This window comes from Metallosphaera tengchongensis (assembly GCF_013343295.1).
Classification (GTDB): domain Archaea; phylum Thermoproteota; class Thermoprotei_A; order Sulfolobales; family Sulfolobaceae; genus Metallosphaera; species Metallosphaera tengchongensis.
This window is the reverse complement of sequence record NZ_CP049074.1, coordinates 1439017-1452357: the sequence shown is the minus strand read 5'-3', so window position 1 is coordinate 1452357 and position 13341 is coordinate 1439017. Positions and strand designations below refer to the sequence as shown.

Annotated in this window: 12 protein-coding genes; 9 read left to right on the top strand and 3 right to left on the bottom strand. The window is 45.9% G+C overall.

The window, feature by feature from the left end; genetic code table 11:
• Positions 1-5: 5 nt before the first annotated feature.
• The 9 genes from GWK48_RS07885 to cpsA all read left to right on the top strand — a co-directional run bounded on the left by GWK48_RS07885 (position 6) and on the right by cpsA (position 9706).
• On the top strand, positions 6-452 hold the full coding sequence (locus tag GWK48_RS07885) for a hypothetical protein (RefSeq protein WP_174631157.1): 447 nt from the start codon (positions 6-8) through the stop codon (positions 450-452).
• A 442-nt stretch (positions 453-894) separates the two neighbouring features.
• Positions 895-2322 carry a cytochrome b558/566 subunit A gene (gene cbsA / locus GWK48_RS07880; protein ID WP_174631155.1) on the top strand — a complete coding sequence of 476 codons (1428 nt, stop codon included), beginning with the start codon at positions 895-897 and terminating at the stop codon, positions 2320-2322.
• Positions 2319-3266: a cytochrome b558/566 subunit B gene (gene cbsB, locus GWK48_RS07875; protein WP_174631153.1), complete on the top strand. Its 948-nt coding sequence runs from the start codon at positions 2319-2321 to the stop codon at positions 3264-3266. Before cbsA ends, cbsB begins: the two co-directional genes overlap by 4 nt.
• A 365-nt stretch (positions 3267-3631) precedes the next feature.
• A complete protein-coding gene (gene soxL2 / locus GWK48_RS07870) occupies positions 3632-4612 on the top strand; it encodes a Rieske iron-sulfur protein SoxL2 (protein ID WP_174631151.1) in 981 nt (326 codons plus the stop codon).
• Positions 4613-4656: 44 nt separating this feature from the next.
• Positions 4657-6303 (top strand): proton pump complex cytochrome B SoxC, encoded by a 1647-nt coding sequence (gene soxC, locus GWK48_RS07865; protein ID WP_174631150.1) that lies wholly within the window; start codon positions 4657-4659, stop codon positions 6301-6303.
• 32 nt (positions 6304-6335) lie between these two features.
• The gene (locus GWK48_RS07860; RefSeq protein ID WP_174631148.1) at positions 6336-6629 is read left to right on the top strand and encodes an antibiotic biosynthesis monooxygenase family protein; all 294 of its coding nucleotides are present in this window, start codon (positions 6336-6338) and stop codon (positions 6627-6629) included.
• A gap of 173 nt (positions 6630-6802) precedes the next feature.
• Positions 6803-7738: an agmatinase gene (speB, locus tag GWK48_RS07855; protein ID WP_174631146.1), complete on the top strand. Its 936-nt coding sequence runs from the start codon at positions 6803-6805 to the stop codon at positions 7736-7738.
• Positions 7707-8456, top strand: coding sequence for a 5-formyltetrahydrofolate cyclo-ligase (locus GWK48_RS07850; protein WP_174631144.1), 750 nt, complete (start codon positions 7707-7709; stop codon positions 8454-8456). The genes speB and GWK48_RS07850 overlap by 32 nt, the downstream gene beginning before the upstream one ends.
• A gap of 68 nt (positions 8457-8524) precedes the next feature.
• Positions 8525-9706, top strand: a complete 1182-nt coding sequence (gene cpsA, locus GWK48_RS07845; protein WP_174631142.1) for a carboxypeptidase CpsA — start codon at positions 8525-8527, stop codon at positions 9704-9706.
• A 375-nt stretch (positions 9707-10081) separates the two neighbouring features.
• On the opposite strand, the gene GWK48_RS07840 is transcribed toward cpsA, so the two are convergent.
• The 3 genes from GWK48_RS07840 to GWK48_RS07830 all read right to left on the bottom strand — a co-directional run bounded on the left by GWK48_RS07840 (position 10082) and on the right by GWK48_RS07830 (position 13124).
• On the bottom strand, positions 10082-11521 hold the full coding sequence (locus GWK48_RS07840) for an MFS transporter (RefSeq protein ID WP_174631141.1): 1440 nt from the start codon (positions 11519-11521) through the stop codon (positions 10082-10084).
• 245 nt (positions 11522-11766) lie between these two features.
• The gene (locus tag GWK48_RS07835) at positions 11767-12027 is read right to left on the bottom strand and encodes a hypothetical protein (RefSeq protein ID WP_174631139.1); all 261 of its coding nucleotides are present in this window, start codon (positions 12025-12027) and stop codon (positions 11767-11769) included.
• The gene (locus GWK48_RS07830) at positions 12024-13124 is read right to left on the bottom strand and encodes an MFS transporter (protein WP_174631137.1); all 1101 of its coding nucleotides are present in this window, start codon (positions 13122-13124) and stop codon (positions 12024-12026) included. The genes GWK48_RS07835 and GWK48_RS07830 overlap by 4 nt, the downstream gene beginning before the upstream one ends.
• Between the last annotated feature and the right edge of the window lie 217 nt (positions 13125-13341).

Here is a 13341-nt window from a genome sequence, read left to right as displayed (position 1 = left end):
TAGAAATGAGTAAGAGCTACTTCTACCTTATGCTGGATAGGATAAGGGATATGGGGCTGGTAATAGATAACGGGATTGCATTTAAGGCAGCCTTATCTTTTTCCCCTAGTGGAGAAAAACTTGAACTAGAGAATAAAATATTATATGTTACTGATAATAGAGAGCTAATTGTCATGGACCTAGAGAGTGACGACTTCACCTGTAAGTCATGCCCAATAAGGATGACTTGTGTAAACTATCTTAAAACAGTGGCTAAGGAGCTTAATTTTAAACTGTATAAGGACAACCCCAGGGAAGCGTGGAAGGACATTATGTCGTCCCTTAGAAAAGTCCTAGTGGAAAGGACGCCTTACCTTAAAGTAAGTAAGCTCCCATTAGACAGTGGGAGAAGGAAGGATAGAGACGATGAAGCTAACGACGTCATATATTCCTGCATCTCTTGTCAAAAATAGTAATTAACAAGGTAGATTAACTAGATCATTTTTACGCTACAAAGTGAAGAAAGCCTTGCCCTTTAGGGCGGGGTGGAGGTCAGCATTGATGTCAACATAAAATCCAATGGAACCTTAACCTAAGTTCTTCCAGCTACAAGCTGAATTTAGTTCCGAATTTCTCTTTTTATATACCTTAGTCCTTGTAGCGGAAACGAGAATTTCGGGATTCTGGTTATTAAACAGATTTAGAAATGTCGCTCCGGTAACATTAAACTTGTCACTTTTTAAATAAAAATCCTTTTCAGAAGTTAAATCTCGACTTTCCGCTTTTTAGAGGTGTCAAAATGAAACATCTAAGGTCATACTTACGAGTTCTTAAAATCATAAAATAGATTGAAAATTAGTCCAACTTTTTAACCTTTTATTTTCCTGTAGTCTATATCTCTCTTGTGATAAGGAGTTGGCTCAAAGATTAAAGGATAAGAGACTACTTGTAATTCTGGGAATTGGACTACTTATCGCCTCCATTATAATGGGTTTTGTGGACGTTCCTATGGCTCAGACTACCCCCCAAATAGTGGCGTACAAGGTAGTAGGCTCAGCTGACCTGAATGCGCCAGGAACGGAAAGCTTCTGGCAAAAAATTCCCTGGGACAACATCTCCCTTACCGCCAATATACCTCAAGCACCTACCTCTGGTATAACCCACTACGTACTGGTCAAGACAGCGTGGAACGGCTCTGATCTCATGGTATTGATGAGCTGGTATGCTCCCGACCCTGCGTTCGGGGCTTGGTCTGCGGCAGCTGGAGCTATTTATCCGCCAGCGAGTGGACCAGGTCTATTTAGGCAAATAATGCTCACTCCAGGTACGACATACTACATAAATAATACAGCAAAAAGTTATTACGCTATCGTAAACGGGAAACAAGAGCAAGGTAGACTTGTCCTGAATTACTCAGGAATAACGTTACCTACACCCAACGGAACACAGATCGAGGTCTTATCAAATGGAACCATAATATTGTACCACTCCCTCAGACCCATGGAGGACCTACTCTATAACAACGGAATGTTCTACGGTTATTACACTAACACTACGTGGTACTATCCAGATAGGGCCGCCATAATGTGGTACATGGGTACCGTGATCCCTCCCACAAGTGACTGTATGAATATAGGTGGTAAAGTACCAGGTCAGGAGTTCGATGGATTCACACTTAAGGACGCTGGAGGATCCTTACAACAGCAGGGAGGTGCTGCAAACATATGGATGTGGGTCTCTGGAGCTACGTGGAACAATAAAACGTATGACCCAGCCTTCGCAGCTAACCTGTGGAACAACGAGTCGCTCACAGGTCTAAGCTATACTGATCCGGGAAACTCAGGGTTTGCAGTGCCTCTATACACTAACAACACCAATATGTACGAAGTCGACACTTCTGGGATATGGTACGCGCCCGTAGCATCCGCAGGCCTCAACGGATCTCTATTCTTTGTGAAGACAGGAGCTACCTATTCCAACGGTTATTGGACAGTGGAATACGTAAGACCAATGGCGGTACCGCAATCCTACTCCAACTATATGCCAAACTTCACAGTCGGAAATACCTATTACGTAGCCTTTGCGGTCTGGCAAGGGAAACTTGGCGAGACTCTATTTGACAAGTCTATAACTTCTGGGTTCCTGCAGTTCACAATATCTAACTCAGCTCCTTCAACTACAACAACTACAACTACTACAACCACGACCACAACTACAACCACGAGCAACACTACCAGTACCACTACCTCCAGCGTTGGAAACGTTACTCTAGACGTGACTGTTGTGGGAGCAATAGTTGCAATAATAGCCCTGATTGCTCTGTACGTGGTGTTTAGGAGATGAGCGAATTAAGGGATGAGGCAATCAAGCTATCTTTAATTTTTTTAGGCATAGGTTCTATTTTCCAGTTTATTCTGCAATTTATTTTCTCAATTTCGTACTTACCCGTACACGTTCCTTTCCAAGGTTCGCTGACCAGAGTAGGTCAAATTGGACTATATATGAGTTACCTCTCCTTGAGTGCGTTCTTGGTCTTGTCTTGGGATAAAGCAAAAGCGCTGTTACCGTTGGGTATACTTTTATTAATATCACCTTCTTTCACGTTTATCAATAATTACTTTACGTCCCCATGGTGGATCTCATTTGAGGTAGCTATCGCTATTATAGGCATTTCTGGCATTATAGAAAGTCTACTCAAGAGCTCCATCCTTTCAGTGCTAAACGTTCCAACTATTTTCATGGTAGTGTTGTTACTCTTTGCTGGGCTGGCAGTCGACATTGTACACGTGGAACTTTTCATTAATTACCTCATTCTTTTTGAAGCGTCCTTAGCAGGGCTCCTTGCGTTTACTGTGGTGTGGAGCCTAAGAATGACGAGTGCTAGAAGGGCTCTCATTTCCTACGTGGCAGCTGTGCCAGCCTTGTTCTCCTTTCTTCCCATCTATTTTCTAGTTTCCAGTAATAGGTTCATGGAGATAATCATGAACATGGTGATGCCATCCGTTTTCGGAATAGTGTTGTCGAGTCCATACTCACTTCCATTGTTTATAGTGTCCCTGGCGATCTCAATGTACCTAGTTGCAACACTAGCCCTAAGCAGGAACCCTTACGCAGCTCTAGGTTATTTCATGGTGGTGACCACTACCTTCCTTGGGGTTAATGGGTATCACCTAATCCTCTACCTAGTTTATCCAATTGCTGGAGTTATTCTAATTAATATAGGTGCTAAGAAAGGGAACCTTAGACGGATCATGGATCTAATCAAACCAAGACAGAACAATGTCTGAGTGCAGCTTCCTTCTTCATCGTTTCTTCAAATTTCCAGTATTTGAGTCCCTAGTTTGCATGAAAGGACGCGATTCTCAACCTGTTATAACCTAGGGAAGAGATAAAGTCCTTGGGATCTGGATTAACTGCAGACTTTCATTATTTTGGTATGAACTCTAGCGGAATGTTTAGTGCTCCAGGTTACCCGTTTTACACATGTTTTTTAACATGTTAACTAAGACAAATCCATTGAAGGGTAATAAAAATCAGGTCTTTCATCAAGGGTCTAATATTGAGTCCGGATTTTGTTCCGCATCTTGAGACCATGAGTCTAACGACTAAATCTTAATTTGTTTGTAAGGTTAATATAACGATGTGAGAAGTAATGCCCCTTAAAATTAGACTAGGTAATGGGGAGAAGGGTATCCTAAAAACTTCCGATGTCTACTTTATACAGAAGCTATTAAAGACCATGAGAAACCCTAGGACCAGGTTCGATGGAAGGGAATTTGTTGAGAAGGGAGAGGACTACTTGTTCAATTATGTCGGTAAGAACGTTGGAGGAGTGGACGAGGGGAGGAGGAACTTTCTCAAGGGTTTGGTCATAGGCGTAGCAGCTGCCACAGTGGTGGGTATAGTTCCAGGTTTGAGGGTCTTAGTCCCACCTGTCCAACAGGCTTCAGGATTCCCTAAGTCCCTACTTCTAGACTCTTCTGGAAATCCCTTGAAGGCATCTAGCATACCCGTAAATAGTCCAATAATCACCTTATATGAGTACCCTCTCACTGGAGAGCCCAACTTCCTTTTGAACCTCGGGGACAAAAATGGGAATCCAGTTTCGGTACCTGGAGTTGAGGTCGTAGTCCCACAAACTGGTAAAAGCTACAAGTTTCCAGGAGGAGTAGGGCCAAACAATTCTATCGTGTCCTACTCTGCCATCTGTCAACATCTGGGATGCACACCACCGTACATTCACTTCTACCCTCCCAACTATGTGGGACCGTCTCAATTAACTGCCCCAGAGCCAGACACTTTGACTGCCCAGGCTCTGCTAGCTGCCAAACAGGCGAATATCCCTGCTCTAATTCACTGTGACTGCCACGGTTCAACCTACGACCCATACAAGGGAGGAGCTGTGCTAACTGGACCCACCGTAAGACCTCTACCAACTGTGCTCTTGGAGTATGACAGTTCGACGGATTATCTATACGCAATAGGTGCATTAGGCGTGGCGACGTACCCTGAGGGTTCAGACGGAGTCCCTTCGCAGAACCCATCGGCTGATTTAGACACTTCCCAGTACGGTAGTGTTGTAGGAGATAAGACTCAGGTCCAGGCAAACACCAACCCGTTCTCAGGTTCATGAGTCCAATGTATCATGTTTAATTCCCAAGAGGAGAGTGAAAAAATATGAGTCTCTATAAGAGGGTTTCGGACTGGTTTTCGGAGAGGTTGGGCCTAAATGATCTACCGTTCTTTAAAACACCCGACTATATGTACCATGTAAACGAGTGGCTCGGTGCATTGGTGGCAGCTTCCTTCATATATACGGTAATCTCAGGACTTATTCTACTCTTGTATTACAATGCGGCAGCTGGTTATCAATCTACGGAGACAATCATTAACCAAGTACCCTATGGTTCCGTGGTACTATATAGCCACCTTTACGGTTCGTACGCAATGATCATATTGGCCTATGTCCACATGTTTAGGAATTATTTCGCAGGAGCCTACAAGAAACCGAGGGAACTTTTGTGGATTTTGGGAGTGCTCATGCTAGTCCTGACGTTGGGTGCCTCGTTCCTGGGCTATAGCCTTATAGGTGACGCCCTAGCAGTTAGCGCAGTGGATGTGGGTGCTGGGATCATAACTTCCATTCCACAGCTCTCCTTTCTAATACCGATCATATTCGGGAACTATGACACTGGGGACTACACCAGGGTCCTGGCGTTACACATAATACTAGTTGCCCTAATAGGTTTGCTTTTCGTATTTCACTTCTTCCTGGCAGAGTCCTACGGCATGATGCCCTCTAGAAAGGTCAAACCCAAGGCCCCCGCTGTCTACACCAAGGAAGAGTGGTCTAAATTTAATCCCTGGTGGCCCAGAAATTTCGTCTACATGAGCTCCCTCATATTCATGACGTGGGGGTTCATTCTGGCCATCCCAAACGCACTGGCTTACCTCAATGGGTTACCCCAGTATTTCAACCCATTTATGAATCCGAAACCTGCACCCCCACCCAACAGCCCTGCAGCAGCCCACATTACTACATATCCTCCGTGGTTCTTCCTATTCCTTTACAAAATAGCCGACTTCACTAGCGACGTGGTGGTGTTCCTCTTGATCGGTGTGATTATTCCGCTAGTCTACCTCATCATATTGCCGTTCCTTGATAGGAGTGAAGAGCTCCACCCACTGAGGAGAAAGGTCTTCACTGGAATAGGAATATTAATGATGACCTACCTGATACAGACCAGCTTATGGGGGGACCTAGCCCCAGGCGTTGAGGTGAGCGTCAAGGAGCAGGTCGTAGCCTACTTGATACCAGCGATAATCGTAGCCTTGGGTCTCACCTTCATAAAGCCTAGTCCTGACGTGAGGAACGTTAGGGGTGCTTCTCCACTAACTTCAATAATATTCGTTGTGATAGCCATGTTGTTTGCTGGGTCAGTAGTTGAGGCGATCCAGTACACCAGTTTCTTTACCCTAGGTATAGCAATATTTTTCGGATCTCTATTCTTTTTAGGGGCAAAAGCTATGAGTAAAGTGGTGTTGGGGGTTCCAAGCAAAGTTCCGAATAACGCAGTCCCAGAAGTGAAAACGACTGAAACACCGACCTCTAACGAGACCAAAAAGAAGTTAGCTGAGGTGTTAATGAGCGTAATTTTCATCCTAGTTGTCGTCATAGTGGCTCAAATGTGGACTATCCCTCCTACCGGGTACGCATCTAATCTATTCGGCGTAGACCTAGGTCTAGTATTTCTCATGTTGGGAGAAGCCATATCCCTGTACCACTACGTGGTATACAAAAAACCTCAAGAAAAGGAAGAGTAAGTTTTTTTAATATGTACGTGAGGGTAGTTTAAATGATCAACGTCGGGTTTTATTACAGGGTTAAGAAAGGTCACGAAAAGGAATTTGAGGACACCTTCTCAGGGGTCTTAGACCATCTCAAACGGAACTACAAGGGTTTCAAAGACGCCAAGCTTTACAGGAGTGTGACAGACCCCCAAGAGTATCTCATATATAGTGAATGGGAGGACATGGACTCGTTCAGGAAGTTCATAGTTAGCCAAGCGTATAGAGACACCACTTCCTACGGGAAGACCATTATAGAGGGCAGGCCTACTCACAGGGTGTTCCAGGTAGTCAATGAATAGATTTGCAGTCAAGCTTTCTCGTTCAAGTCCTAGATATTTTTGTGCGCTTTTTTAAAGCTGAGTAAGCGCGTGTATCCCAAGACGTACAAGGCTAATCATGTTTAAACCTTTTTTAGAACCCGTCTCCAATTCCGTAATTACTAATTTATTTACCTTGAGACCTATCTTATCCCATGAGGCAAATAGACGCCCTTAAATCACCTAGGTTCGCCCAGATTTCAACTTACGCCAGACTACCCATGTGTAACGATGAGAGGGAGGAGGCGACATTCATGGGGATACCCTTTGACGATGCTACCACCTACAGACCCGGTGCTAGGTTCGGCCCCATGGGGATAAGGGATGGCTCCAGGCTCCTGAGACCTTACAACCCGTTTCAAGAAGTCTACCCCTTCGAGGAGCTGAACGCGTGTGATGGGGGAGACGTTGACGTTGTACCAGGACACATAGAGGACACCATGAGTAGGATAGAAGAAGTGCTGTCAAAAAAGATGGAGAAATCCACCCTCTTCCTAGCAGGAGGAGACCACTCAGTAACGTTGCCCATATTGAGGGCAGTCAACAGAGTCCACGGAAAGGTTAACCTAATCCACTTCGATTCGCACTATGACTTTTGGGACTCTCACTGGGGCAAGAAATACGACCACGGAACTTGGCTGAGGAGGGCCCTGGAGGAGGGCCTCCTTAAGAACGTGATTCAAGTTGGGATAAGAGGTTCACTGTTCTCCCACGAGGACGTGGAGGACTCTAAAAGGCTAGGGGTATCTTCCTTTAACGTAAGGGACGTAAAGCTAAGTAGGGAAAGGGTTCTACAAGCCATTCAAGGGCTTCAGGGCCCCACCTACATCTCCTTTGACATCGACGTGGTTGATCCAGCTTATGCCCCAGGAACTGGGACTCCGGAGGTAGGTGGATTGACATCCTTTGAAGCGCTGGAAATTATCAGGAGCTTGGAGGTTAACCTTGTGGGATTTGATGTGGTTGAAGTCTCTCCACCCTATGATGTAAGCGAGATCACGTCAATGTTGGCATCAAATCTCATATATGAAGCAATGAGCTTAAAGGCTAGGATGAACCGTGTCGGAAAGGGACAGAAAGCAAAAAATTAGGGAGACCGTATGGAGGCTGCTCGAGGAAAAGGGAGTCGCCTCTTTCCCATTACCAGTATGGGGTAGGATCCCTAACTTTAAGGGGAGCTCCACGGCAGCCGAGCTCTTGATCAATACTCCAGAGTTTAAGGGGGCAAAGGTGATAAAGTCTAACCCAGACTCGCCCCAAGCACCGGTAAGGGAAAGGGTTCTAAGGCGGAGGAAGCTTCTCCTAGTCCCCACACCAAGGTTGAAAGGGGAGTTCTTCCTATTCTCCGAAAGGGCATGGGAAAATCCAAGGGAAGCCTCCAGGATATCCAACTTTTCTAGGTTTGGGGACAGGATACCCCTGAGAGAAATACCAGACGTTGACCTAATAATAGTAGGATCAGTAGCTGTCTCCGGGGACGGAAACAGGGTGGGGAAAGGAGAGGGGTACAGCGAGTTAGAGTACGCAATCCTAAGAGAACAAGGGAAGGTGAGCGAAAAGGTCCCAGTGGTCACAACTGTTCATTCACTTCAGGTTCTAGATCAAATTCCATGGGAGCCCTTTGACGTCCCTTTGGACGTGATAGTGACTGAGAGAGAGGTGATGAGAGTTAAAGGTGTAAGGCAGAAGCCAAAAGGTCTCCTTTTGGAATATTTAACTAAGGAGAAGGTTTTAGACACTCCATACTTGCTAAGTTACTTGAGGGACACAGGAAGACTGGAAGAAATATTAACTAGAGAAAAGGCTTAACCGACGCTGAGGTATAGGACTTCTTTCCCTCCCCTGAGTATTTAATCTCCAACGAACAACTTATTTTCATGTCACAAATGCTGGAAGATGCGCGACAAGTGGAAAGGAAAGTAATAGAGCTCAGGAGGCAAATCCACAGAAATCCAGAACTTTCCTATCAGGAATATGAAACTGCTAAACTAGTGGCCCAATACCTTAGGGACTTGGGAGTGGAAGTTTATGAAGGGGTGGGTTTACCTACTGCAGTCCTGGGAGTAATTAGGGGAAAGAGGAGTGGCAAGACCGTAGCGTTGAGGGCAGATATGGACGCTCTTCCAGTGAACGAAGAGACCGGCTTACCCTTTTCCTCCTCTAAGCCCGGTGTAATGCATGCGTGTGGGCATGACGCTCACACTGCCATGTTGCTTGGGGCCGCTACCGTCCTGATGAGACATCTGGATCAGATAGGTGAGGTGAGGCTAATCTTCCAACCTGCCGAGGAGGATGGAGGTAGAGGAGGCGCTCTACCCATGATAGAGCACGGAGTGATGAAAGGTGTGGATTACGTCTTTGGCCTTCACGTCATGTCCAGGTATCCCACAGGAACGTTAGCCACTAGAGGAGGTCCACTTATGGCATCACCCGATTCGTTCAGGGTGGACGTAGTGGGGAGAGGAGGTCACGGGTCTGCCCCACATGAGACGGTCGATCCGGTCTACATCTCAGCTTTGATAGTAAATTCCTTGCAATCCATCAGGTCTAGGCTAATTGACCCACTGGAACCCTTTGTCCTCTCGGTAACAAGCATACACTCGGGTACTAAGGATAACATTATACCAGACAGGGCAGTTATGGAAGGTACCATTAGAACCCTTAACGAGGAGGTGAGGAGGAAGGCCTTAGACTCTTTTAAGACCTTGGTCAAGGCTATATGTGAGGCGTACAACGCAGAATGTATAGTCTCCTTCAAAGAGAACGCCTATCCCGTTACAGTCAACGACCATGAAACCACTAAAAGGGCTATGGAGATCCTCAGGGAATTACCTGGAGTAGATGTGAAGGAGACTCAACCTGTGATGGGTGGAGAGGACTTCTCTAGGTTCCTTCAACTGGCTAAGGGCAGTTTCATCTTCCTAGGCACTAAAAATGAGAGCAAGGGCATAGTTTACCCAAACCACAGTTCAAAATTCACTGTGGACGAGGACGCTCTGAAGATAGGAGTTGCCTCTTTAGCTTTACTGGCAATGAAGTTCAGTACTGAGGTGGACTAGAGTCTAACGAGGCGTAGCCGTAGTAAGCAGTTTCAGTGAGAGTATGAAGTTTATATAACTCCATCTAATGTTTTTGCATAATACCGGATGTGGGTATGTATCCCGAAAGGCATGTTCATGGATAGCCCAAGATGTGCGGGTTCCCCCACTTTGACGGTACCCCATCTAGATGGGTCGGGGTTACCCCTTGGGGCGGAGGAGGTTGAAGGAAGACCCGCCCGACTCCCGTGAAGCCTAAGGGTTGAGGATTGATATCAAGTATGAGATCCGATGAAACCCAAAACCCTCTCTGGGCATACTCCGTTAATTAATGTGCGAAGGTCAAGGGCCCCTGAGACTGCACCTCAGGGAATTCCATTTAGCCCTTTAGCTAACTCACCTGCTCCTGACGTCCGCCTCGATCTTTCCTCTCTTCTCCCTAAGCCTATAGTTTTTAGTTGCTAGAGATATCCCTAGATTGACGACTATTACCAATATGGCGACCTCAAACATCACGTCGAAAGCAGTTCTGCTCGGGTAGAACGAAATGCTCAAAATTTTTCCGTTAAGCATGAACACGTATGGGTCCTTGTAGGAAGTCATTATGGAGGTTGCCAGAACAGGCCCTATTGAAGCTCCAAGATTTCTGAGGAGAGTATTTACGCCTAACCCGATTCCCCTGGCAGTTTCAGGTAGGGATACGGCTATCATGTTTATCAACGGAATGATTATTGAGATCATCCCTGTCCCTGCGACTATCACGTCCTCAACCAAGGCTTGGGACGAAGACCTATTGGAGATGAGCAGGAGAAAGCCCATGACTGAGATCACTGAGCCCACTAACAGGAGGGGTTTAGGACCTATGTCCCCCGTCAATTTTCCAACTATGGGTCCAACTATCAACATCACCACAGTGGCAGGGGCTAGGGTTAGCCCTGCAGAAAATATGTCCAGGCCCAACCCAAAGGGTGGAGGGAGCTGAGCGTAGTATATGATCCCGAAGTACATAATCATTAGAGCGATACTACTAACTATGCCCACTAAGTTGGAGACCATTACATTCCTTATCCTCATCAGCCTCATGTCAACTAATGGGTCTCTTACCCTCAGCTCTACTGGAATGAACGCCAAGACCAGAAGCAGACCAAGGGTAAGCATTGTCAGGTTCTCATAGTTTAGCCAGCCTAAGGAAGGACCTTCAGTTATGTAGACTAGGATGAGGACCATACCTAGGGTTATCAGCGTCGCCCCCACGTAATCAATGCTCTGTTTCACTCTAGTTCCCGTATCCTTTAGCCCGAGCAGTATTACTACAAAGAAAGCCAGAGATAGAAAGAACGCCGTGTGGAACGCGTACTGCCAGCCTAAGTTCTGATCAATGTACGCTCCCACGATCAAACCTAGTGCCGTTCCTATTCCAACTGAACCTGAGAGGAGCCCTTGAGCAGTAGCTACGTCCTCTGGAGGGAGCACGTCAGTTATAATTGCTAGACCCACGGGAAATATTCCGTACCCTAACCCCTGGATAGCCCTAGCCCCAATGAGGGTGTAAATGGTCGGAGAGAAACCAGCCAATCCCACAGCTATCAAGTAGGAGCCTAAAGATATCAAGTACATTTTCTTTCTACCATAGAGGTCAGCGAGCTTTCCGAAAATGGGCGAAACGACTGCGCCGACTATTATGAAGGCCGAGGTTATCCAGGAAGCTAGAGTTGAGCTGATTGAGAAGTCGTTCTGAATGGTAGGTATGGCTGGGACAACCATGGTCTCAACGTAGTTTATCAGTAGGTCTCCCCATACGAGAAGAAGCAGTACCTCACGACCCCTTGAATCCATATATAAATTTTGGAATGGGAGGATATAAACTTAAAGATATATCTTTTTATCATCAACTTTGTTTTCTCCCGGTTCACATTTGGTGAATAAGGTCTGCGAGGAGACCAGACGATCTAGAGACACCTAACCTTAGTCGATGAGATTTACAAAGTACGGAAAGCTTCGCCTCTTAGCGCGGGGAGGAAGTCAGCGAAAGAAATCAACCCCCAACCTTAGGCAGGGAGAGGGTCAGCAATAGGAGAAGGTCAATTTCTCGAATAAGACCTCACGCAGTCTTGTATCCTCAAGGCGAGCATTTCTATTTCTTCCTCAGGTAGGCTTGGAGCGAAGAACCTCCACGACTCGTCATTTAGCCAAGGCATCACCTTCACTGCCCTTAATATCTCCTCGCACTCCTTTGATGGGTTCTCTACGGGGTTGTCCTCCACGTACTGCTTAATCATCATCAAGGCTTGTAAAGGTTTGTCAACCCTTATTAACCCCTTAACCTCCTCTACTAACGTCATCCTCTCACCATGAAGTATATTATCAGAGCTGAAGTTAAAGCTACGAGGGATGCGAAACCATAAGCGTAAGCGTAACTAAAGGTATATAGTACTCCCATCACCGTATTTCCGATGAAGTATCCAACGCCCCTCGACAGGGAGAGAACACCCATACCAGTACCTACTTTACCTCCAGATACTTTGGAAATCATGTTAGGTTCAAAGGTCTCAGCGAAGGCACTCCCTATCCCAAGCATTACCACAAGAGGGTAGAGACCAACTTCCCTAAAGGAGAAGAGTGGGATGAAACCTGCACTGGCAACTGCCGTAACCAGGTAACCGGAGATAAGCCCTACATTGTCCTTAACGTTTAGTCTAGACAGAAGCATGGCGAAGCCTGAGGAAGCCCCCAAGTAGAAACCGTACGTTAGGGTACCCAAGTAGGTTTGGGCAGTGGACTGCGTAACAGTTATGATGGGAAAACCTGGACTGTAGGTACTAATTCCGAAAAGCATTGAAGCTAAGGCAACGCTTCCAATGACCCTAGTTTTAGGCTTACTCCCTGAGGTCTTGTCCCCTACTTTCGTCAGGAAGAGGAAGAGAGAGCTAATGAGTATTGGGATTGCAGTCATAGGTAAGATCAAATAGAAGGGTAAGTGAAGATAGAGGGATGTTGAGAGGTAAACTACAGCTATGAGGCCTCCTAGGAAGTCCAAGGAATGAAGGGTGGCAAAGGCTCTGCCCCTCTCTCCCTCCTGCGTAACTTGGACCAGCATCGTTCTCCTGGCTGGACTGCGGAAGTTCCTCATGAACCATCCTGATAGGAAGAAACCTATAGCCTCTAAGCTGTTCTGGGCTAACCCAGTAAATGACAGAAGTGTAACTAGGAGGTTCCCGAATATGGCTATTCTCTTACTTCCGTACTTGTCAGACAAGTATCCCCCAAGAAAGGAGAATATCAGTCCCACACCATATGAAAAGCTCTCCACTATACCGTAAATGTATATTGGCAAGTGAAACTGGAATACCAAAATGATAGGAAACGAGGCTACAACAGCCTGGTATCCTAGATCCGCAAAGAATGCTGAGAAGGATATCTTATAGACTTCAGAGTTCATGAAAACTTTTGGAGAATTTAATGTAAAAACGTTTTCTGAAGACAACTGCAGAAACGTATTCTGGCCTCTTCCCCGCATAAATTGCGAGATTCACCGTTCTTTTTATTAATACTTCTAGGTAATTTGCTAGAATTGACCACTTATTTTTTAAATCACTTTTTAGAAAAGAAAAGGTTATATAAACATATACTAGGTTATCCAAGGAGTCTGTCACTCT

Bases quoted from the DNA above. Each gene is read 5' to 3' on its own strand.
- GWK48_RS07885 (WP_174631157.1), top strand. From the start codon at position 6: ATGAGTAAGAGCTACTTCTACCTTATGCTGGATAGGATAAGGGATATG.
- cbsB (WP_174631153.1), top strand. From the start codon at position 2,319: ATGAGCGAATTAAGGGATGAGGCAATCAAGCTATCTTTAATTTTTTTA.
- soxL2 (WP_174631151.1), top strand. From the start codon at position 3,632: ATGCCCCTTAAAATTAGACTAGGTAATGGGGAGAAGGGTATCCTAAAA.
- soxC (WP_174631150.1), top strand. From the start codon at position 4,657: ATGAGTCTCTATAAGAGGGTTTCGGACTGGTTTTCGGAGAGGTTGGGC.
- GWK48_RS07860 (WP_174631148.1), top strand. From the start codon at position 6,336: ATGATCAACGTCGGGTTTTATTACAGGGTTAAGAAAGGTCACGAAAAG.
- speB (WP_174631146.1), top strand. From the start codon at position 6,803: ATGAGGCAAATAGACGCCCTTAAATCACCTAGGTTCGCCCAGATTTCA.
- cpsA (WP_174631142.1), top strand. From the start codon at position 8,525: ATGTCACAAATGCTGGAAGATGCGCGACAAGTGGAAAGGAAAGTAATA.
- GWK48_RS07840 (WP_174631141.1), bottom strand. From the start codon at position 11,521: ATGGATTCAAGGGGTCGTGAGGTACTGCTTCTTCTCGTATGGGGAGAC.
- GWK48_RS07835 (WP_174631139.1), bottom strand. From the start codon at position 12,027: ATGACGTTAGTAGAGGAGGTTAAGGGGTTAATAAGGGTTGACAAACCT.
- GWK48_RS07830 (WP_174631137.1), bottom strand. From the start codon at position 13,124: ATGAACTCTGAAGTCTATAAGATATCCTTCTCAGCATTCTTTGCGGAT.